A 19,581-nucleotide genomic window follows, 5' to 3' on the forward strand; every position below is an offset into this window, starting at 1 on the left:
TTTTCATAGCTTATAGTGTGTGAATTAAAAAAATGTGACGTTGCGTTTACGTTCCGAAATATATTAGTTTATAGTCAAATAGCCAATTATTTAGGATTAATAAATGGTTGCTATACCTAAGGATATTAATATTGAAGTAAAATTATGGTTTTAGTTGAGATGCTTTTAGTTCAAGAAACACCTCTATAGCATGTAATTGTTCTCTGGTGATAGGACTTTTGTTTTCGATTCTATTTTCAATTCCCTCGATATGATCATGAATTAATGTAGCATGCCAATACTTTCCTTTATCCAAATCAAAAATGGCAATTGCTGCTGGTTTATGAGTTTCTAATGAACTTTGATGACAACTACCACAAAAGGTAATCAAAACCTTACGAGTAGTTTCTGAATGTGTTTTGAAAGAATCTTCGTTGACTGTGGTTGTTATAGTTTCCGAGGGAATGGTAACCAAAACAGGATCGACTTTTGATACATGGGTGTCTCGAATACATCCTTTTATAACTAAAAAAAAGGAAGCACTAAAAAAGACTACTATTTTGGTATACTGAAACATAAATTAAACTGCTGATACAAAGTACAATATACTTTCTTAAACTCTTCATAACGAATCCGGTTATTTCACTAAAATCATCATAATATTAGATAAAAAAAAGAAGGTTTTTTGTTAGAAATCAAGGGTTTATTGTACCATTTAAGCTGGATTAAGGAATAATTTATTACTTTTAGTACATATTGAATGGAAGAAATAGCAATTATGCCCCGCTATTTTTGACTTTAATTTCTACATGTCGTCAGCTCAAATTACCCCAATCGAGTTCATTAAAATTTTAAACCTACGCTTTTTATGAAGAAAATTTTAGCTATTGACGATCAGCAACTTATTTTATTATCTCTTGAGAAACATTTGACCGATTTAGGATTTACCATTCAATGCGCTGATGATGGTCCCAAAGGCCTTAAGCTTTTTGATGAATTTCAACCAGATATGGTCATTGTAGACATTAATATGGATGGAATGTCTGGCCTCGAAGTCATCAAAAAAATACGACATGAGAAAAACTCTGACGTTAAAGTATTAGTCTTGTCTGGTAATACCAATGAAGACACTATTATAGACGGATTTGATTTGGGTATTGATGATTACATGAAAAAACCATTATCTCTCAATGAAATGTCGGCCAGAATTTCTAGAATACTGGGTATAAAACTTCAGAAAAAATCAGAATCAGATTCTAAAGGGAAAATGCTACAAAGACGATGTGTTGGAGTAGTAATTCCTTGTTATAATGAAGAAACTCGTATTTTAAGTAAGGAGTTTACCGATTTTGTCCATAGTAATCTGGGATATCACCTTTGCTTTGTAAACGATGGAAGTACTGATAATACTCTAGAAGTACTTCAAAATCTAGCAAAAGGTAGAGAGGATCATATCAGTGTATACGATTGTGAAAAGAATGGAGGTAAGGGAGAAGCGGTAAGACAAGGTGTATTGCACCTTTCCCGAGATACGCAATTAGATTATATAGGATATCTGGATGCTGATTTATCCACTGATTTTCAGGATTTTGATGATTTGGTAAAAACTATAGAAACTTCAGACTTTAAAATTGTAAGCGGTTCTCGGATGAGTAGGATGGGAGCAAACATTACCAAAGAATCGGCAAGGAAAATCATAAGTAAAACCATTAATTTGATCATTCGCAACATTTTAGGAATGTCCTTTAATGATACGCAATGCGGTGCTAAAATCATGGATCGTGAAATTGCAAACGAAATGTTTAAAGATAAATTTATTACCAAATGGCTTTTTGATGTGGAGATTTTCATGAAAATGAGGAAATACTACGGTAAGGACAAAGCCATTTCATATATCTGTGAGCAACCCTTAAAAAGATGGATTCATGCGGATGGATCAAAATTATCAATGAAAGATTCAATTAAGATTGTAGGGCAGTTAGGCCAAATCGCTTACTATTACAATTTTAAAACGAAATCTACAGTCATTCCTGTTACTTGATAAAGTGCTCTTATATAGTTTTTAGATAATCGGTAATCACTTTCAGTATACTTTCAAAATCCTCTTGGAGTTCATAACTGTTTTCTTTTAAATGATTTTCGTAATCAGTTGCTATATTGTACCCTTTTTCTAAACCCAAGAAACCAATTTTATGCTTCAGTTTATGCACATCTTCTGCAGCTTTTGTAGTGTTTCCTGCTGCTAAGTTGAGAAAATATTGTTCTTTTTCTACAGGGAATTCTCTTTTTATAACACTGAAAATTTTTTCTTCAAAAACAGGATCTCCACCAGATAATTTTTGGATTTCAGAAAGGTTGGGTTGTTCCATGGATAGGTTTTTAGATACATTTAAAAATACAATTAAAATTGAAAAGGAACCATCAAAATAAATGGGTATTTAAGCAGATCGCTACTATTGGATTATTTTATGTCATTTTCAGGATACCGTTTGATTTTTTAGTCTGACGGAATGATCATTTCGACATGAATCCCCTTGTTTTTTAACGTATTTCGTTGAATAATCATAAAACGAAGTACGATGAAAAAAGTGTATAAAATATTAAAGTGGGTAGGAGTTACTATCCTAGGTCTAGTTATTATATTAGTTAGTTTTGGTTTCTGGTTCAAAGGATTGATTCCTCCCAGAGATCAAAATTTGAAAACCACCAATGTTAGTGACTTAACATATCTTTCAGAAAATGTAATCCCCAAAAGAGGGAAGATTTTGGCAGTGGTTACTAGTATAGACAAGATGGGAACTACCGAGAAAGAAACCGGATATGAATTAAGCGAACTTTCTAGAGCTTATTATGTATTTACTGCAAATGGTTTTGAAGTGGACATTGCTAGTACATTAGGTGGGAAGCCTCCGGTAATTATAGACGATGAAGATATGGGAGCATATGATTATGCTTTTCTAAACGATTCTATCGCACAGTACAAAACAAGTAATACAATCCCTATAGAAAAGGTTATACCAGAAGATTATGAAGCCATCTTTTTTGCAGGAGGAAAGGGGGCTATGTATGATTTTCCTGATAATCCCTATATCCAATCTATAGTTAGTGAATATTATCAATCAGACAAAGTGGTTGGAGCTGTGTGCCACGGACCAGCAGCATTGGTAAATGTTACCCTGGATAATGGTGAATCCTTATTGAAAGATAAGGAGGTAAGTGGGTTTACCAATGATGAAGAATTACTATTGATTTCTGATGCAAAAACTATTTTCCCATTTCTTCTACAAGATAAAATTGAGGAGCAAGGAGCAAATTTTGAAGAAGGAGTTATGTATTTGGATAACGTTAGTCATTCAGGTAATTTGATTACAGGACAGAATCCATGGTCTACCTGGACACTTGCAGAAACTATGATTCAACAAATGGGATATACCCCAAAGCACAGACAAATTACAGACGAAGAATATGCGGTCCAGGTATTATTAGCTTATCATACAGATGGAAAACAAAAGGCTAAGGAAAAAATAAACACACTTATAGTATCAAAACAAAAGCCGGTAAATCGAGTTTTGATTGCTAAGCATAGCATTTTGGCAGCTATGAAAGGAGAAGTAGGGAATTTTTATAACCTATTGAATTTGGCATCGTATGCTAAAAAATGTGAAGCAAAAACTAACAAAATATAAGTACATTTGATAAAAACGATCTATTGGATTTCTTAGATATTCTCCTTATCATCATTAGCAGTGCAGGACTTTTGCATGGTCTGTCCTTTGCCGTATACTTATCTTTTTTCAAGAAAAAGAAGACAACAGCCAATATATTACTTGGGCTGTTGTTGGTTTTTATGGCCTTCAGGATCGGAAAATCAGTGTTGTTGCATTTTGGAGATGATCTGGAACCCATATTTATTTTTATCGGTTTGGCTTTTTTATTGTTGATTGGTCCTTTGCTGCGTTGGTATGTAATTGCAATGACTCGTCCCAATTTTTTGCTTCCCAAAACCTATTTGCTAGAACTGATTCCGTTTGTATTGGTATTTGTTTCTAGCTTTATGGTGACCAATAGTTGGTTTGATGAAAATAACAGAACTGCAGTTATCGTATTTGGAAGTGTGCTTATAAGTATCTATCTGCACTTTGCTTTTTATATTATTGCTTCGGCTATATTGATAAGGCAAATGAAGAAAAAACATCAGCATACTTTACTCACTAAATTTCAAAAATCAATACTTCAATGGTTATCCTTATTGATTGTTGGTTTTGTTATTATCTGGATTTCTTATGTTCTAAATATCATAGAGAATACGGTTCCTTATATTGTTGGACCTATTATGTATTCTTTGGTTATCTATTTTTTAAGTTATAAAGCTTTTCAGTTAAAAACAACCGATGTAGACGGAAATGTGTTTAAAGAAAACAAGGATATTCAGTTGTTTGATCAACTATCACAATTTGTAGTGAAAGAAAAAAGGTATCTCGAACCAGATTTTTCTTTATCCATTTTAAGTAAGTTGATAGGGAAGAGTACTCAAAAGACTTCAGAAATTATTAACCAGTATGGGAATCAGAATTTTAATGATTTTATTAATTATTATCGTGTACAAGACGCTAAAAGCTTGTTGAAGCAGGATAGCAGTCAACTGTTAAAAATAGCTTCAATTGCTTTTGATGTAGGGTTTAGCAGTCTGTCTTCATTCAATGCTGCTTTCAAAAAATTCGAAGGTGTGACGCCCTCAGCATATAGGAAAGAAAATATTTGAAATGAGTAGAATATAAGAGAGCTTACATAACAAAAGAAGGGGATTGATTGCCTGACTAATCTTAATTTTATAAATTTGCGTATATGATACGCCAAAATATAAAAGTAGCTGTAGATGCTGTGGTCTTTGGATACAAAGATAAAACGCTTAATGTATTATTGATTAAAAGAGATATAGCTCCTTTTAGAGATTCCTGGGCCTTACCCGGAGGATTGGTGTTAGAAAATGAAAGTTTGGAGGAAGCAGTAGAACGAGAGCTAAAAGAAGAAACCAACGTAAAAGTAGATTATCTTGAGCAACTATATTCGTTTGGTACACCGGGTAGAGATCCTAGAAATAGGGTGGTAAGCATTACTTATTTTGCCTTGGTAAAACCAGAACATCACGAGATCAAAGCAGATACAGATGCCCAGGACGTGGCTTGGTTTGATATCCAGAAACTGCCGGATTTGGCATTTGATCATCAGCATATTCTAGAAAAAGCCAAACAACGCTTGCAGAACAAACTCACCTACGAACCGATTGGTTTTGATTTGTTGGATGATAAATTCTTGTTTTCGGATCTGGAAAAGTTATATATGACCATACTCGAGAAACAAATCGACAGACGTAACTTCAGAAAGAAAATATTGAGTTTTGATATTTTGGAAGAACTGGACGAAAAAGTATCTGAGGGTAGAGGTAGACCCGCTAACTTATTTCAATTCAATAAAAAACAGTACTTCAAACATCAAAAAGAAGGGTTCCTCTTCGATATTAAGTAGCAATTGAATACTTCAAATACTTTTTAATGTAATTTTTACGCAAAATATTTGGTGGATTCGTTACGGTGTTTTAAATTTGCGTAAAAACAACACAATAATGAAGTATTTACATCTAGACCCTTCGTTCACACCTTATGGAAATTCTATCGAATTTGATGCTTTTGTTTTCAATGGAGGAGAACCTCACATCAAAATAAAAGAACAACAAATAGGGAATACTGTTACTATTACGCATCGTATTTCTTCGTTTAACGATATGGGATTGTTGCTCATTGCCACAGATGCGCTTCGTAGAATGGGAGTAAGGCATATCAATGCTTTTATTCCTTATTTCCCGGCAGCTAGACAGGATAGAGTGATGGTGGCAGGAGAGTCCTTGAGTGTAAAAGTATATGCAGATATGATTAATGCTCAACAATACAATCAAGTCACCGTATTTGATCCACATTCTGAAGTAACACCCGCATTATTGAATAATGTAAAAGTGATCCACAATTATGAATTTGTGAAGACATGTATAGGGAAGATCAATGAAGAAGTTCTATTGATTTCTCCAGATGGTGGAGCGTTGAAGAAAATCTATAAAGTTGCAGAATACCTGGGTGGAGTAGAAGTTATCGAGTGTTCCAAAAAAAGAGATGTAACAACAGGGCAGTTATCCGGCTTTAGAGTGTATGAAGATGATTTAAAAGGAAAGCACTGTATGATAATCGATGACATTTGCGACGGAGGAGGAACTTTTTTAGGCCTTGCCGAAGAACTTAAAGCAAAGAATGCAGGGGAATTAAGTCTGGCAGTAAGCCATGGTATTTTTAGTAAAGGAATAGAGGTATTGACAGATCAATTTAATTATGTATTTACCACGAATTCATTCAAGGATTTTGATCATGACAAACTGTATCAATTTTCACTTTAAAAAACTAGGATTATGATCATAGAAGCAGCAATAGGAGACGCATATGGAGCTGGTTTTGAGTTCCGAAAAGATGCGTTTATAAAAGCAAACAATACACTTACCACATATCATTCTCATGGTTTATATACCGAGATTTATAAAAAGTATACCGATGATACGCAAATGGCCATTGCCATTGCAGAGTTATTAGTAGAAGAAGATGATTGGACTCAAGAAAAGGTAGCGGATAAGTTTGTGGAAGTATTTCATCGTGATATACGCAGAGGATATTCTAATCGTGTATATGATGCGCTGTACAGCAGCAAAACAGGAAAGGATTTTTTAAAAACCATCAATAATGAGAGTTCTGGTAACGGAGCTGCGATGCGAGCGTATACCTTGGGATATATTCGGGATATTGATCAATTGAAAGCTTTTGTTGAAATTCAAGCCAGAACTTCTCATGATACGCAAGAAGGAATTACCGGTGCACTGCGTATTGCCTTGGCCGTTCATTACTATTTATATGTAAATGAAGGTTCTTTGATCGACTTTTTGGATGAAACCATACAGGAAAAAGGAAATTATCAAATCGTTAGTCCTATCGACATGCACTCATATCCAACCACTAATGCTGTGATTCCATTGGTAATTGAAGCGACTAGTATGCAATCCTGTTTGCAAAAAGGAATTGATTATGGAGGCGATACCGATACCGTTGCCGAAATGTCTATGGCTATTTTGAGTGTAAAAAAGGGAGTGATCAATGATTTACCATCTTTTTTATACGATGAGTTAGAAAATGGCAAGTATGGTAGAGATTATTTGGTAACACTAGATAGGAAGCTACAACAAAAGTTTGGTTTTTGAATATAAAGGATACAGGAATACACTATGGGAATACAAAATAAAGTGCGTGTCATTACAGCGCCAGAGGATGTAACGAATATCAAAGATTATTCTGTTTTTCTGGCCGGTAGTATCGAAGGGGATACAGCCCAAAAATGGCAGGATAAAGTGATTCAGGCATTAGAAGGAGATCAGGTTACCTTGCTTAATCCACGAAGGTTGAATTGGGACGCTAGTTGGAAGCAAGAAATTACAAATCCTCAGTTTAATGAGCAGGTTACCTGGGAATTGGACGCTTTGGAGCAATGTGATTTGATCGTTATGTATTTTGATAAAGGGACCAAATCCCCAATTTCATTGCTAGAACTGGGATTGTTTGCCAAAAGTGGGAAACTAATTGTATGTTGCCCAGAGGGTTTTTGGAGAAAAGGAAATGTAGATATCGTCTGTAAACGGTACGGAGTACAACAAGTAGATCGATTAGAAGAATTGATTGAAGTGATTAAAAAGAGAAAGAAATGAAATCGATGTTAGATCGTTTAAAAGGAGGGATACTAGGAGTAGCAATAGGGGATGCACTTGGCGTTCCGGTTGAATTTAAATCCAGAGAATATTTAAAAAATGAACCAGTAACCGATTATATGGGATACATGTGCTGGAATCAACCTCCAGGAACATGGTCTGATGACTCATCGCTAACACTATGTCTCGTTGATAGTTTGATTAAAGGGTATGATATAGAAGATATCGGACAAACTTTTGCCAAGTGGTATAGCACTGGATATTGGGGTGCTCATTACGAAGTTTTTGATGTTGGCGGTAGCACTAGACATTCTTTGGATAGAGTGTTATCCGGTTTATCTGCTAAGTTTTCTGGTAATATGTTCGAACACGATAATGGTAATGGATCCCTGATGAGAACTTTGCCTTTGGTCTATTTTCTTCACAGAGAAACATCAATATCAAAACGTTATGAAATCATAAAAGAAGTATCTTCTGTGACGCATGCGCATCTTAGATCTGTATTCTCTTGTTTTATCTATGTAGAATATGGGTTGTTATTATTAAAAGGGCAAGAGAAACATGAAGCATATAAAAATATAAAACAACCGATTTTGGAGTTTTCAAAAACCATGGATTTCAATACGAATGAAATTGATCTCTTTGCACGAATTTTAGAAGGGGATATTTCTAAGGAAAAGGAAAATACCATACAGAGTACAGGTTATGTGCTCCATTCTTTAGAAGCTTCTTTATGGTGTTTTTTGAATAGTGACACCTATGCTGAAGCCGTCTTGAAAGCTGTAAATCTAGGAGGAGATACTGATACTACCGCTGCAATTACAGGAGGATTAGCAGGATTATATGTTAGAGATGGAGGTATCCCAGAGACATGGAAATCTCGATTAGCTAGACTTGAAGATATTGAAGAGCTGATCGATAGATTTAATACAAGTATACAATGAAATTAGAATTAAAAAAATATACAGAACAATTAGATAAATGGCCAGAAAGTGGTTATCACATTATGGCTCAATATAATGAAGAAAAAATAATAGTATATCAATCTTACAGACCTGATATAGGAAGTTTTGCCGCCGAAAATCAATATTTTGGAGGTAATTTTAGTTTAGATCGCATGACTTGGATCAAACCCAATTTTCTTTGGATGATGTTTCGAAACGGTTGGGGTACAAAAGAAGGACAAGAAGTCGTACTAGCAATACATCTTAAAAGAACAGCTTTTGAAAATTACTTAGAAAATGCCGTGTATTCTTCATTCAAACCAGAGTTTTATGAGTCTTATGAAACTTGGCAAAAGGATGTACAACGATCGAATGTACGATTGCAATGGGATCCAGATCATGATCCCTATGGGGCCAAATTAGAGCGTAGAGCAATACAAATCGGTCTTCGGAAAGAGTATATACAATCTTATTCAAAAGATGATATCTTAGAAATTGAAGATATTTCAGATTTTGTAAAAGAGCAATATGAGTTTGTGAAATCTAAAAATTTGAACGAGTTAGTGATCCCTAATGAGAAACCATTAGTTTTTGAAAATGAAGAATTGAATAAATATTTGATGCTGAAATGAAAGAAATAACCTATTTAAAAGGAGATGCTACTGTTCCACAAGCTAAAGAAACAAAGATCATTGTACATATATGTAACAATATTGGTGGTTGGGGAAAAGGATTTGTTCTTGCGATTTCAAAAAGATGGTCAGAGCCTGAAAAATCGTATAGAGAATGGCATCGAAATAGAGCAAAAAACGATTTTGAATTGGGAGCTATTCAGGTAATTCAGGTTGCAGATTATATTTATGTAGGGAATATGATAGCGCAGCTGGGAATAAAAACTAGAAGTAAAGGTGTACCTATTCGATATGAAGCTGTGAAAGAATGTTTAGAAAAGATTGCAAAAGAAGCTCAACTACTTTCAGCCAGTATTCACATGCCAAGAATAGGGTGCGGACTTGCCGGAGGTAAATGGGAAAAAATAGAACCGATAATACAAAAAACATTAATTCAAAAAGAGTTAGATGTTTATGTATATGATTTTGAATAGAAGATATGTTTAATAGGAAAAAGGGAAAAGAGAATTTGAGGCCGGATCTAGTATACAAATATAGAGGTGGAAATGATACGATATTTGAAAGAGATTTAAGTTCATTAGAAAGAAATTACTTTTGGTCATCATCCATTAAGGCTCTTAATGATCCTTGTGAAGGGATAATTAATTGGGATAGGTTTAATAAACAGTCAAGTATAGTTGCTGACTTATTAGACAGCGAACAAAAAAAAGAAAAATTGTTAGGAGTTAATAAGGCCATTGAAGGACTTGATTCCACTTGTCAAAAAGCTGGGGTCTATTCGCTTTCCACAACTTCAAATGACGAACTTTTATGGGCACATTATTCTGATTCTCACAAAGGATTTTGTATAGAATATGACTTAAATATACTGCTAAAAAGTTATCAGACGAATAGAGTATTTCCTTTTCCTGTGGATTACACTAATCGACCTCCATCTCCTGAATTTTTTGAAACCCGGATCAAATCTAATGGGATGATTAAAGAAATATTGGGTTTTAAATCCAAGAGATGGGAGTATGAAAAGGAATATAGGTTAGTGACTGATTCTCCTGGAATTCATTCTTATAATTCAAAAGCGCTAAAATCGATTTACTTCGGAATACGGATGGTAGAAGAACACAAACAAGAGTTAATGAAAAGACTTAAGGGGCGTGGAGTTAAATATTTTCAAATGAGTTTATCTCCAAAGTCTTATACTCTTTGTCATAAAAGATTAGTTGATCCCAATGGTGATCGATTGACCTACATGAATTATTTACCACAAATCATAACCAAAGGAAAACAAGTAGGATTTGAAATTAAAGAAAAGCAATATTGGCGATTGAAAAAACGAGGTGATATTACGCTAGAAATTGAACACCCAATTTCAGAATCTGAATTAAAACAATTTGCGGAATTTATAAAAAATCATCTTTTCTCTGAAGCGGATAGTGTTTCAATGCTCCATTACCTAAAAAATCAAGAAGATTTAGGAATTGCTTGGGCTACTTCTCATTTTAGAAATGGAGAAATAAATGTAAAAATTAATAATTTCATATAAATACTATTAAACCAAACCATAAACAAATAAGTAAATTTTTAAGTTTGATTCTAAGGCATGATCCAGGAAAAATTGGATTAGCATTGGATGATCAGGGTTGGGCGGATGTGCAAACCTTACTGACTAAATTACAAAAGCAGTTTTCTGGCCTGGATCTCAATCTTTTGCAAGAAATAGTATCATCAAATGATAAGCAACGATTTGCTTTTAATGAGGATCATACAAAAATAAGAGCCAGTCAAGGGCATTCTGTTACTATCGATTTAAACTATACACCAAAACGACCACCAGAGTTGTTATATCATGGTACTGTGGCTAGATTTATAGAAGCTATCAAAGAAAAAGGATTGCTTAAAATGAGTAGACATCATGTGCATCTTAGTGAAGAGTTGGATACTGCTTTAACTGTAGGAGCTCGTAGGGGAAAACCTGTTATTTTAACAGTGAGAGCAGAAGAAATGTATAGTGATGGTATTCCATTTTTTCAATCGGATAATCAGGTGTGGTTAACGGATCATGTTCCTGTAAACTATTTAGAATTTAAAGATGAAGAAGAATGAAAGAGCAAATAGAATTACACCCTGAAATTTTTATGGTAAAGAACTTTTTATCTTTTGAAGAATGTAATGAATTTATTGAGAGGGGAGAAAAAGTGTCATTTGAAGAAGCAAAAGTGAGTATTGATGGTAAACAAGTTATGTTTAAAGGAATACGAAACAATAAACGTATTTTGTTTAAAGATGAAGTTTTAGCAAAAAAGATCTGGTTACAGATAAAACCGTTTACCACAGAAACCTTTGGGAAGTATAAAGCCATTGGACTCAATGAAATGTTTCGAATTTATAAATATGAAGAAGGTGAACGGTTTAAAATGCATAGAGATGGAAGTTATGAACGAAACGAAACCGAATGTAGTTTCTTTTCATTTTTAATATATCTAAATGATGATTTTAAAGGAGGAGAAACTTATTTTGAAGAAGGAGTTCTAGTACAACCCCAAAAAGGTGATGCTTTGTTGTTTCACCATCCGCTTAGACATGAAGGTAAAGCTATCATTTCTGGAACCAAATATGTGTTACGGACAGATATAATGTACAAAATGTAATGAGAACTCTTGCCGTAGGAGATATACATGGAGGTTATAAAGCGCTGCTTCAAGTTTTGGAGAGAGCAGCAGTAACTCCAAAAGATATGTTGATATTTCTAGGAGATTATGTGGATGGTTGGAGTGAATCGGCTCAAACTATCCAGTCTTTTATAGACTTACAGCAAGAGCAAGAATGTATATTTTTAAAAGGTAATCACGATTTAAAATTAGAAAATTGGTTACAGCATGGTGCTATTTATCCTCTTGAAGATACTGATAAAAGCAATAGTCCTTTCTGGTTAGCGCAAGGTGGAGAATCCACCATATTTAGCTACATTAAAACGGGGCATCACAAAAACAAAGAGCACTTACGGTTTCTGCAAAGTCTAAAGTATTACTATATCGATTCACAAAATAGACTCTTCTTGCATGCTGGTTTTACCTCAGTTTTAGGTATTGGTAATGAAAACAGGGTGAATTATTGTTATGATCGTACACTATGGGAGGACGCTATCGCCATACATGAGATTAGAGCAAAAGGAGGAGGAGATGAGTTGTTTTATGATCCTTTGCGCTATAAATTCTATAAGGAAATTTTTATTGGCCATACACCTACACTTCATGAAAATGAGAATATCCCCATGAATCGATTAAATGTTTGGAATTTGGATACGGGAGCGGCATTTACGGGGAAACTGAGTATAATGGATGTAGATACGAAAGAGTTTTGGCAAAGTGATCCGTTAACTGAGTTGTATCCCAAAGAGCAAGGCAGAAATTAGTTGTATTCTATTTTTCTACAGAAAAGAGGCAAAATGTTTTGTAGAATCAAACTTCTATTTTATATTTGCGTATAAATAACGCAAAATAATAAATTATGAACCCACTACTTTTGACAGACGGATATAAACTAGGCCACAGAGAACAATATCCACAAGGAACGACCCTTGTATATTCTAATTGGACGCCAAGAAAGAGTAGAGTAGAAGGCGTAAATAATGTGGTGTTTTTCGGATTGCAATACTTTATCAAGGAGTATTTGATCAAGGGGTTTAATGAAGATTTCTTTAATCAGCCAAAAGAAACTGTAGTTTCAGAATATAAAAAATATGTGGATCACTATTTGGGTGTGGACTATGATATCCAGCATATTGAATCCTTACACGATCTGGGATATCTACCTATAGAGATAAAAGCCATACCTGAGGGTACAGAAGTGCCAATTAGAGTACCGATGTTTACTTTGGTAAACACCAAACCTGAGTTTTTCTGGTTAACAAACTATCTGGAAACCCTATTATCTAGTATCATTTGGCAGCCTTGTACCTCGGCTACGATTGCTAAACAGTACCGAAGAATATTGAATCAGTATGCTATGGATACCGACAAGGGTAACTTAGAATTTGTTACCTGGCAAGGTCACGACTTTTCGATGCGTGGTATGTCTGGTACAGAATCGGCTATTTTGAGTGGGATGGGGCACGCTTTGGCTTTTTCGGGTAGTGATACCTTACCAGTAGCTAAGGCATATGAAACGTATTATAATACCGACGTAACCAAAGAACTGGTAATTGGTAGTGTAAATGCAACAGAACACAGTGTGATGTGTGCAGGTAGTAAAGATGATGAGATCGGTACCTTTAGAAGATTGTTAGAAACCTATCCAACAGGAATATTGTCTGTAGTGTCGGATACCTGGGATTTATGGAAAGTATTGACCGAATATCTTCCAGAGCTAAAGCAAGAAGTGCTGGATCGCGAAGGGAAACTAGTGATTCGCCCTGATTCTGGAGATCCGGTAGATATCATCTGCGGATGTGAACACGAAAACCCTGTTGTTGCCAAAGGTGTGATAGAACTACTTTGGGACGAATTTGGTGGAACCATCAATGATCAAGGTTATAAAGTGCTAAATCCAAAAATAGGTGCTATATATGGAGATAGTATCACTATAGAAAGAGCAACTCAAATTTGTGAACGCCTAAAACAAAAAGGATTTGCATCTACCAATGTGGTATTAGGTATCGGAAGCTTTACTTATCAATACAATACCAGAGATACTTTTGGATTCGCCATGAAAGCTACTTATGTAGAAGTAAATGGAGAAGGAAGAGAAATCTTTAAGGATCCTGTAACCGATGATGGTACCAAAAAATCTGCAAAAGGTTTAATCCAATTATATCAACAAAATGGGAGTATAAACTTCAAAGATCAGGTTTCAAAAGAGGAAGAAAAAGAAGGTGTATTGCAAACCGTTTTTATCAACGGAGAACTAAAAGTGGATGATACTTTGGATCAAATTAGAAAAAGAATTATGAAGTAAGAATTAAAAATATAAAAAACTGATTTAAAAATATTTATGATTATTTAATTAACCTTTAAGTTTAAGTGACTTAGAGGTTAATTTGTTTGTAGCATTAGATAGAATCTACATGCGGAAATCTAATATCATAGTCTGCTTTAAGATGAGTAAGTTTATCAAAAAATGACTTGTTTTCTTTATGTGTTCTATTATTTTTGAAGTGTACAAATTTACCCTGGGCATGTATACTTACTCCGTTGGTTTTATACATATAAAACTGATAGTAAGGAATAATCCAGGTAAAGTTTCGTAATCCTTTGTTGATTGCCAATAGAATACCATTAGGGCGCAGTTCAATGCTGCCGTAGCTCAAATCTGATACCGAATTTAGATACTTACTAAGATTTGGGCTCACATCATCAATAATCATGCGTTTAGAGCCAATGCCTTTCATTTTAAATGATTGAATCAATGAAAAGGGTTTCCCTACCAAATCATTAATGATCTTTTTGTTCTCCTTGCTACTGTAGGTGGTTTCTAAAATCATAACTATTTCATTTTAAAAAAGAATACCCTGTTAAGAATCATAAAATACAGGGTATTCCTCGATTCAAACCAACATCTAAACGCATTCATCATTCCTCATTGTTGGTATTGATAAAATCACTAAACACAATAAATATCTGCTGGGTTACACAGGTAATCCTTTTAATCGTTTTTCGATTTTTCGTTTTTTGGCGGTAAGACGTTTCATCAAATCCATAAGATCAGCATCCCTGGTTTTCTTATAAATCTCATTTATACTTAATATTAGCGACTTGGCTTCTCTGGAAGCAGCTACTCTGTCGCTAGTTGACATATTTGACATCTTACGATTTTCAAATTCCAATGCATCTTGTATCAATTCCATTCGTAATGTTTTTATAATTGTTAGAAAAAATTTTAAAAATATTGTTGTTTCAGAAAAAATTGAAATCAACAACTATCTTACTTCAAATTTCATACCATAAATATACATGTTGTTTAATTAATTACAATGAACATTAAACAAAAATTAACTATTGTTTGAATAGTTTTATGATTCGGTCAAAATTCTAACCTTACTACGGATTTAAGAACTTTGCAGGGATCAAAAAAATTAATACTTTGTCTGTACTATTAAACGGTAAAATATACAATGGAAGAAAATAAATCACCCTCATTTCAAAACACCTTAGGCATGGTTCCCGGATCTGTGGTCTATGTGGGTAAAAAGCATAGTGGAGACTTATATGTAGATGTATTTGATTATGACAAAAACTTCTTTGACGAAAAAGAGTTGGATCAAATAGAAGAGGCTTATCCGTACATAGATTCTAAACCTATTACATGGATCAATATCAATGGATTGAACCATACTGAGGCTATAGAAAAATTAGGGACCCATTGTAATTTACATCCGCTCATCCTAGAAGATATTGCCAATACTGAGCAAAGGCCTAAAATAGAAGAATATCAGGAATATCTGTTCGTCGTCCTCAAAATGCTATACTTTGATGAAAACAATAAACTCTCTATTGAGCATATTAGTTTTGTATTAGGGGATGGGTATGTCATCTCATTTCAGGAAGCCGATGGAGATGTTTTTGAATCCATACGTAATCGTATTCGCTACAGTAAAGGAAGAATACGGTCTATGGGGGCTGATTATTTGCTATACGTATTAATGGATGCCGTAGTAGATAATTATTTCAATATTATCGAAGTGATGGGCGATAAAATAGAAGAGTTAGAAGATGATTTGTTTGAAGAACAATCTAACGACGATATTACTCACGAAATCCAACGTTTAAAAAAAGAAATTCTAAAAATACGCCGTGCTATATTCCCCTTGCGAGAAGTAGTTAACAAACTAGATAAAAGTGAACATCAATTGATAGACAAAAAGACTAGGTTGTATTTGAGAGACTTGTACGATCATATCCTACAGGTTCACGAAAATGTAGAAATCTACAGGGAGATGATTTGGGGGTTGATGGATATGTATATGACTACGATTAGCAATAAAATGAATGAAGTCATGAAAGTGCTTACCATTATTGCTACTATTTTTATTCCACTTACCTTTATTGCAGGTGTATATGGGATGAATTTTGAGAATATTCCCGAACTTCATTATGAATACGGATATTATATCTTGTGGGTAGTTATGTTTGTCATTTTCTTCGGTTTGTTATTCTATTTTAAACGAAAGAAGTGGTTGTAATAAGATTTGAGTAGTACCTTTGTGTAGTTGTAAACCCTATTATATATGTTAGCATACAAGCTAGAGATATTTTATAGCATCATTTTATTTGCCGTTATGGCAGTGATTCTTTTTCTAACCAAAAGGGCGATTAGGCGATTTGGTTTTATCAAAGCTATAGAGATTAATCGTAGAAAGGTGATCTTTAATTTAAGTTACCTGGTGATCTACATCATTAGTTTTTCGGTACTGGCTATTATCTGGGGGGTAGATCACAAGCAATTTGCCGTTTTTATCTCATCGGTGCTGGCTGTACTGGGAGTTGGTTTTTTTGCCCAATGGTCTATCTTGTCAAGTCTAACGGCCAGCGTTATTCTATTTTTTAGTCATCCGGTGAGAATAGGAGATCGCATACGTATTTTGGACAAGGATTTTGATTGGACCGGAGAACTTATTGATATTACAGGTTTTTATCTTTTCCTAAAAACTGATGATGGTAAAAATGTAACAATTCCCAACTCTTTGGTGATGCAAAAAGGAATTGAAATATTAGGAAAAAAACCGATTATCATCGAAGAAGAAACATAATATTGTTACTAAAGAATGTAATATTTTTTAGTCGTCAAGGGTTCAGGAATTTCCTGTTCTTGTAATAATTCTTTTAGATTAATTTCGATGGTTCTGCCTATTGAGGTCATAGCAGTATCTGTAGGCTTGTTTTCAAAAGGATCTTGCATATTGAAAGCAATTTTTTCCAACATAAAAAAAGGAAGCGATATGGCTACTAGGAGAGGAACCTCGATAAATCCCGCCAAGTCTGTTAATGACAAAGATAAAAGCACCAAGAACAGATAAATGAAAAACTTCAGTGTCAATCGATAAGATTTAGGAAAAACGGTATTTTTAATCCTTTCTGCCATGCCCATAGCAGCGGTTAAACGGCTCATGGTTTGATCAATTTGTATTTGCTGGTAGCTGTTGATATGGTTTTGATCCAGTAAAAATTTGACATCCATTGCATGTAGGTTGATCAAATGAAGAGGAACATTTTTTAATGTCTTCACTCTTAATAATTCGTCTTCTGAAATAAAAGGTTCTAAATTTTCTGTAGGATCTTGTTTTCTTAAAGATTGGCCAAGACTATAACACCAAGCGATCTGTCTCAAGCCTATTTTTCGATGTATACTATGATCTGCCTTGGAGAAATTAAGTATTTGTATGATTAGGGTTCTAGAATCATTGACAATACTACCCCATATTTTTCTTGCTTCCCACCAACGATCATAGGATTGTGCTAATTTGAACGATAACAAAAGTGTAATAGATGTTCCCAAAAAAGCACCTAATGCAATAGGTAAATTAATTGGTATGATATGAACTGAAAAAAAATGAATAATGGTAGCGAATAATGCAGTTATAACAACATCCCATTTAATTTTTTTTAAAGTATAGCTAAGAGGAATTCTTTTATTTAAAATCATTTCAAGTTCATATTTATCCTAAAAATAGAACTTTATTCTGAGATTACTTTTCCTTCGGTAGTAAATGCAAAACCTTGTTGGCCAGAAACCCCAACCATTACTCCTTGAAAAATAGGTCTCAAGTTTTTTTGCGCTCCCCAGGTTATCAAGAAGTTAGCGCCGCTTCCCCCAGAGGTGTCTTCTTCTTCTATAACATATTCTATAGACTCAAGAGGTTTCAAGTAGATAGGAGATTGAATATATGAACGAACAAAATGCCCTGAAGTATTGTAATAATCTACATTTTTGATGAATAATGAATCTTTGATGCTGGTATTTCTAATGCTCAAAGTTGCAGTTAGTTGAAACCTAAAATCCTTTGTCTTGTTATATATGTCAGAATAGATAGGAACATAAACCTCTTTTCGGACAGGGTATGAAAAACCATCATCTGAAGGAGGTAATTTATTTTCTTTCAATATTCCTTGTTCTACTTCTTTGTTGGGATTTTGTTTTACACAAGCGTAACAAAGGAGTAAAGTCAATAAAAGAATAATCGGTCGTACGGATAAAGAATTCATGGATGTTTTGTTGATTATAAGTTGATCAAAGTATACAAAAAATGGATCAATTCATTAGCAATTTTTTCGTTTTTAAATCTTTATTAAGACTTGTGACACTCTCAAAATATCTGTGGCATTATGAACGTTATTGACATCTATTTTATGAAATTTTGTCGTTTTAGAAAAAATAAAAAATCACTCATTTTTGGTAAAAAATGAACTTTTTTACAATAAAATGACTTGTTTTTAAGTGTTTTTTAGGAAAAACTGCCTTGTTTTTAATATTGATCATTATACTATGTTTAACATTTATCTCTTATGTTTAACAGTTCTTATGTTAAAGATTCTTAATAGAGGTTAAAGCCCGTTAAATGCCTTGACAAAATTCCCTATGCCTTTATATTGAAAGTGTATTGATGTTAGAACAACAGAGCTCTTTAAAAAAACAATTTCTTTTCTATTGCGTACCTGCAATTAGTTTTTAGCTGTTGAGATTCAATACATCTTTTTACTAATCTTTAAAATCATAGCAAATGAATTATTTGAAAATGAATGATGAAAAACTATTACCTGTTGTCATGGAATTAAACACCTTGTTGGCAGATTATCATATGTATTATCAAAAATTAAGAAACTTTCACTGGAATATTTTAGGAAAGAACTTTTTTGAATTACACCAAAAATTTGAAGAGTTATACATAGACGCCAGAGCCAAAATAGATGAAATTGCCGAGCGTGTTTTGACCTTACGATATCATCCCATCTCCAAGTATAGTGATTATTTGCAAATAGCTACGGTAAAAGAGGTATCTCCCTTAAAAACAGATCAAGAAATGGTAAGCGAATTGATAAGAGACCATTCCAAAATATTAACCCAAATGCGAGTTGTAATTTCTCATGCGCAAAATGCCGGAGACGAAGGTACTTTGGACATGATGGGAGGATATATCCGAGAACTAGAAAAATATAGTTGGATGCTATCTGCTTGGAATAAAGAACCCAAAGAGCACTTGGATACCAGTATGATTCAATCCTAATATTAATGCAAATACCAATAC

24 protein-coding genes are annotated in these 19,581 nt (G+C 33.9%); 18 read left to right on the forward strand and 6 right to left on the reverse strand.

What is annotated here, in order from left to right; translation table 11 throughout:
- Nucleotides 1-142: 142 nt before the first annotated feature.
- Nucleotides 143-556, reverse strand: a complete 414-nt coding sequence (locus BUE24_RS02730; protein ID WP_073313606.1) for a hypothetical protein — start codon at nucleotides 554-556, stop codon at nucleotides 143-145.
- Nucleotides 557-847: 291 nt separating this feature from the next.
- Here BUE24_RS02730 and BUE24_RS02735 point away from each other — a divergent pair, with 291 nt between their 5' ends.
- Nucleotides 848-2,020, forward strand: a complete 1,173-nt coding sequence (locus BUE24_RS02735; RefSeq protein ID WP_073313609.1) for a response regulator — start codon at nucleotides 848-850, stop codon at nucleotides 2,018-2,020.
- A gap of 10 nt (nucleotides 2,021-2,030) precedes the next feature.
- Here the strand turns inward: BUE24_RS02735 and BUE24_RS02740 are convergent, their stop codons facing one another.
- Nucleotides 2,031-2,348 carry a histidine kinase gene (locus BUE24_RS02740; protein WP_073313612.1) on the reverse strand — a complete coding sequence of 106 codons (318 nt, stop codon included), beginning with the start codon at nucleotides 2,346-2,348 and terminating at the stop codon, nucleotides 2,031-2,033.
- Between the two features lie 210 nt (nucleotides 2,349-2,558).
- Here BUE24_RS02740 and BUE24_RS02745 point away from each other — a divergent pair, with 210 nt between their 5' ends.
- From BUE24_RS02745 to BUE24_RS02810, 14 genes are all read left to right on the forward strand, one after another.
- Nucleotides 2,559-3,665, forward strand: coding sequence for a type 1 glutamine amidotransferase domain-containing protein (locus BUE24_RS02745; RefSeq protein ID WP_073313615.1), 1,107 nt, complete (start codon nucleotides 2,559-2,561; stop codon nucleotides 3,663-3,665).
- Nucleotides 3,666-3,688: 23 nt separating this feature from the next.
- Entirely contained in the window at nucleotides 3,689-4,741 is a 1,053-nt protein-coding gene (locus BUE24_RS02750; RefSeq protein ID WP_073313618.1) for an AraC family transcriptional regulator, read from the forward strand.
- Between the two features lie 83 nt (nucleotides 4,742-4,824).
- The gene (locus BUE24_RS02755; RefSeq protein WP_073313621.1) at nucleotides 4,825-5,505 is read left to right on the forward strand and encodes an NUDIX hydrolase; all 681 of its coding nucleotides are present in this window, start codon (nucleotides 4,825-4,827) and stop codon (nucleotides 5,503-5,505) included.
- Nucleotides 5,506-5,602: 97 nt separating this feature from the next.
- A complete protein-coding gene (gene prs, locus BUE24_RS02760; protein WP_073313624.1) occupies nucleotides 5,603-6,421 on the forward strand; it encodes a ribose-phosphate diphosphokinase in 819 nt (272 codons plus the stop codon).
- A gap of 12 nt (nucleotides 6,422-6,433) precedes the next feature.
- A complete protein-coding gene (locus BUE24_RS02765) occupies nucleotides 6,434-7,270 on the forward strand; it encodes an ADP-ribosylglycohydrolase family protein (RefSeq protein WP_073313627.1) in 837 nt (278 codons plus the stop codon).
- 24 nt (nucleotides 7,271-7,294) lie between these two features.
- Entirely contained in the window at nucleotides 7,295-7,771 is a 477-nt protein-coding gene (locus BUE24_RS02770) for a nucleoside 2-deoxyribosyltransferase domain-containing protein (RefSeq protein ID WP_084549370.1), read from the forward strand.
- Nucleotides 7,768-8,715 (forward strand): ADP-ribosylglycohydrolase family protein, encoded by a 948-nt coding sequence (locus BUE24_RS02775; RefSeq protein WP_342039412.1) that lies wholly within the window; start codon nucleotides 7,768-7,770, stop codon nucleotides 8,713-8,715. The genes BUE24_RS02770 and BUE24_RS02775 overlap by 4 nt, the downstream gene beginning before the upstream one ends.
- Entirely contained in the window at nucleotides 8,712-9,347 is a 636-nt protein-coding gene (locus tag BUE24_RS02780) for a DUF4291 domain-containing protein (protein ID WP_073313630.1), read from the forward strand. Before BUE24_RS02775 ends, BUE24_RS02780 begins: the two co-directional genes overlap by 4 nt.
- Entirely contained in the window at nucleotides 9,344-9,820 is a 477-nt protein-coding gene (locus BUE24_RS02785) for a macro domain-containing protein (protein ID WP_073313633.1), read from the forward strand. Before BUE24_RS02780 ends, BUE24_RS02785 begins: the two co-directional genes overlap by 4 nt.
- A gap of 5 nt (nucleotides 9,821-9,825) precedes the next feature.
- On the forward strand, nucleotides 9,826-10,887 hold the full coding sequence (locus BUE24_RS02790) for a DUF2971 domain-containing protein (RefSeq protein WP_084549371.1): 1,062 nt from the start codon (nucleotides 9,826-9,828) through the stop codon (nucleotides 10,885-10,887).
- A 5-nt stretch (nucleotides 10,888-10,892) separates the two neighbouring features.
- Complete coding sequence (locus BUE24_RS02795; RefSeq protein WP_073313639.1) at nucleotides 10,893-11,447, forward strand: RNA 2'-phosphotransferase; 555 nt, start codon at nucleotides 10,893-10,895, stop codon at nucleotides 11,445-11,447.
- On the forward strand, nucleotides 11,444-11,992 hold the full coding sequence (locus tag BUE24_RS02800; protein ID WP_073313642.1) for a prolyl hydroxylase family protein: 549 nt from the start codon (nucleotides 11,444-11,446) through the stop codon (nucleotides 11,990-11,992). The genes BUE24_RS02795 and BUE24_RS02800 overlap by 4 nt, the downstream gene beginning before the upstream one ends.
- Nucleotides 11,992-12,756 (forward strand): metallophosphoesterase family protein, encoded by a 765-nt coding sequence (locus tag BUE24_RS02805; RefSeq protein ID WP_073313645.1) that lies wholly within the window; start codon nucleotides 11,992-11,994, stop codon nucleotides 12,754-12,756. The genes BUE24_RS02800 and BUE24_RS02805 overlap by 1 nt, the downstream gene beginning before the upstream one ends.
- Before the next feature lie 95 nt (nucleotides 12,757-12,851).
- A complete protein-coding gene (locus tag BUE24_RS02810) occupies nucleotides 12,852-14,297 on the forward strand; it encodes a nicotinate phosphoribosyltransferase (RefSeq protein ID WP_073313649.1) in 1,446 nt (481 codons plus the stop codon).
- 94 nt (nucleotides 14,298-14,391) lie between these two features.
- On the opposite strand, the gene BUE24_RS02815 is transcribed toward BUE24_RS02810, so the two are convergent.
- Nucleotides 14,392-14,823 carry a hypothetical protein gene (locus BUE24_RS02815; protein WP_073313652.1) on the reverse strand — a complete coding sequence of 144 codons (432 nt, stop codon included), beginning with the start codon at nucleotides 14,821-14,823 and terminating at the stop codon, nucleotides 14,392-14,394.
- Between the two features lie 144 nt (nucleotides 14,824-14,967).
- A complete protein-coding gene (locus BUE24_RS02820; protein ID WP_073313654.1) occupies nucleotides 14,968-15,186 on the reverse strand; it encodes a hypothetical protein in 219 nt (72 codons plus the stop codon).
- 267 nt (nucleotides 15,187-15,453) lie between these two features.
- Between BUE24_RS02820 and corA the strand changes: the two genes are divergently transcribed.
- Both corA and BUE24_RS02830 read left to right on the forward strand, forming a co-directional pair.
- Nucleotides 15,454-16,521, forward strand: coding sequence for a magnesium/cobalt transporter CorA (corA, locus tag BUE24_RS02825; RefSeq protein WP_073313657.1), 1,068 nt, complete (start codon nucleotides 15,454-15,456; stop codon nucleotides 16,519-16,521).
- A gap of 45 nt (nucleotides 16,522-16,566) precedes the next feature.
- Nucleotides 16,567-17,088 (forward strand): mechanosensitive ion channel domain-containing protein, encoded by a 522-nt coding sequence (locus BUE24_RS02830; protein ID WP_073313659.1) that lies wholly within the window; start codon nucleotides 16,567-16,569, stop codon nucleotides 17,086-17,088.
- 8 nt (nucleotides 17,089-17,096) lie between these two features.
- Here BUE24_RS02830 and BUE24_RS02835 read toward each other — a convergent pair whose 3' ends face one another.
- Together BUE24_RS02835 and BUE24_RS02840 are read right to left on the reverse strand one after the other, a co-directional pair.
- Nucleotides 17,097-17,981, reverse strand: coding sequence for a bestrophin family protein (locus BUE24_RS02835; protein ID WP_073313662.1), 885 nt, complete (start codon nucleotides 17,979-17,981; stop codon nucleotides 17,097-17,099).
- Between the two features lie 32 nt (nucleotides 17,982-18,013).
- The gene (locus BUE24_RS02840; protein ID WP_073313665.1) at nucleotides 18,014-18,541 is read right to left on the reverse strand and encodes a DUF3124 domain-containing protein; all 528 of its coding nucleotides are present in this window, start codon (nucleotides 18,539-18,541) and stop codon (nucleotides 18,014-18,016) included.
- A gap of 515 nt (nucleotides 18,542-19,056) precedes the next feature.
- Between BUE24_RS02840 and BUE24_RS02845 the strand changes: the two genes are divergently transcribed.
- Nucleotides 19,057-19,560: a Dps family protein gene (locus BUE24_RS02845; RefSeq protein ID WP_073313668.1), complete on the forward strand. Its 504-nt coding sequence runs from the start codon at nucleotides 19,057-19,059 to the stop codon at nucleotides 19,558-19,560.
- Nucleotides 19,561-19,581: the final 21 nt, after the last annotated feature.

Source organism: Aquimarina spongiae, assembly GCF_900141785.1.
Classification (GTDB): domain Bacteria; phylum Bacteroidota; class Bacteroidia; order Flavobacteriales; family Flavobacteriaceae; genus Aquimarina; species Aquimarina spongiae.

Excerpts from the sequence above, each read along its gene's own strand:
- BUE24_RS02740 (WP_073313612.1), bottom strand. The coding sequence starts at position 2,348 with ATGGAACAACCCAACCTTTCTGAAATCCAAAAATTATCTGGTGGAGAT.
- BUE24_RS02830 (WP_073313659.1), top strand. The coding sequence starts at position 16,567 with ATGTTAGCATACAAGCTAGAGATATTTTATAGCATCATTTTATTTGCC.
- BUE24_RS02745 (WP_073313615.1), top strand. The coding sequence starts at position 2,559 with ATGAAAAAAGTGTATAAAATATTAAAGTGGGTAGGAGTTACTATCCTA.
- BUE24_RS02780 (WP_073313630.1), top strand. The coding sequence starts at position 8,712 with ATGAAATTAGAATTAAAAAAATATACAGAACAATTAGATAAATGGCCA.
- BUE24_RS02785 (WP_073313633.1), top strand. The coding sequence starts at position 9,344 with ATGAAAGAAATAACCTATTTAAAAGGAGATGCTACTGTTCCACAAGCT.
- corA (WP_073313657.1), top strand. The coding sequence starts at position 15,454 with ATGGAAGAAAATAAATCACCCTCATTTCAAAACACCTTAGGCATGGTT.
- BUE24_RS02765 (WP_073313627.1), top strand. The coding sequence starts at position 6,434 with ATGATCATAGAAGCAGCAATAGGAGACGCATATGGAGCTGGTTTTGAG.
- BUE24_RS02815 (WP_073313652.1), bottom strand. The coding sequence starts at position 14,823 with ATGATTTTAGAAACCACCTACAGTAGCAAGGAGAACAAAAAGATCATT.
- BUE24_RS02790 (WP_084549371.1), top strand. The coding sequence starts at position 9,826 with ATGTTTAATAGGAAAAAGGGAAAAGAGAATTTGAGGCCGGATCTAGTA.
- BUE24_RS02840 (WP_073313665.1), bottom strand. The coding sequence starts at position 18,541 with ATGAATTCTTTATCCGTACGACCGATTATTCTTTTATTGACTTTACTC.
- BUE24_RS02820 (WP_073313654.1), bottom strand. The coding sequence starts at position 15,186 with ATGGAATTGATACAAGATGCATTGGAATTTGAAAATCGTAAGATGTCA.
- prs (WP_073313624.1), top strand. The coding sequence starts at position 5,603 with ATGAAGTATTTACATCTAGACCCTTCGTTCACACCTTATGGAAATTCT.
- BUE24_RS02775 (WP_342039412.1), top strand. The coding sequence starts at position 7,768 with ATGAAATCGATGTTAGATCGTTTAAAAGGAGGGATACTAGGAGTAGCA.
- BUE24_RS02835 (WP_073313662.1), bottom strand. The coding sequence starts at position 17,981 with ATGATTTTAAATAAAAGAATTCCTCTTAGCTATACTTTAAAAAAAATT.
- BUE24_RS02735 (WP_073313609.1), top strand. The coding sequence starts at position 848 with ATGAAGAAAATTTTAGCTATTGACGATCAGCAACTTATTTTATTATCT.
- BUE24_RS02805 (WP_073313645.1), top strand. The coding sequence starts at position 11,992 with ATGAGAACTCTTGCCGTAGGAGATATACATGGAGGTTATAAAGCGCTG.
- BUE24_RS02845 (WP_073313668.1), top strand. The coding sequence starts at position 19,057 with ATGAATTATTTGAAAATGAATGATGAAAAACTATTACCTGTTGTCATG.
- BUE24_RS02770 (WP_084549370.1), top strand. The coding sequence starts at position 7,295 with ATGGGAATACAAAATAAAGTGCGTGTCATTACAGCGCCAGAGGATGTA.
- BUE24_RS02755 (WP_073313621.1), top strand. The coding sequence starts at position 4,825 with ATGATACGCCAAAATATAAAAGTAGCTGTAGATGCTGTGGTCTTTGGA.
- BUE24_RS02810 (WP_073313649.1), top strand. The coding sequence starts at position 12,852 with ATGAACCCACTACTTTTGACAGACGGATATAAACTAGGCCACAGAGAA.
- BUE24_RS02730 (WP_073313606.1), bottom strand. The coding sequence starts at position 556 with ATGTTTCAGTATACCAAAATAGTAGTCTTTTTTAGTGCTTCCTTTTTT.
- BUE24_RS02800 (WP_073313642.1), top strand. The coding sequence starts at position 11,444 with ATGAAAGAGCAAATAGAATTACACCCTGAAATTTTTATGGTAAAGAAC.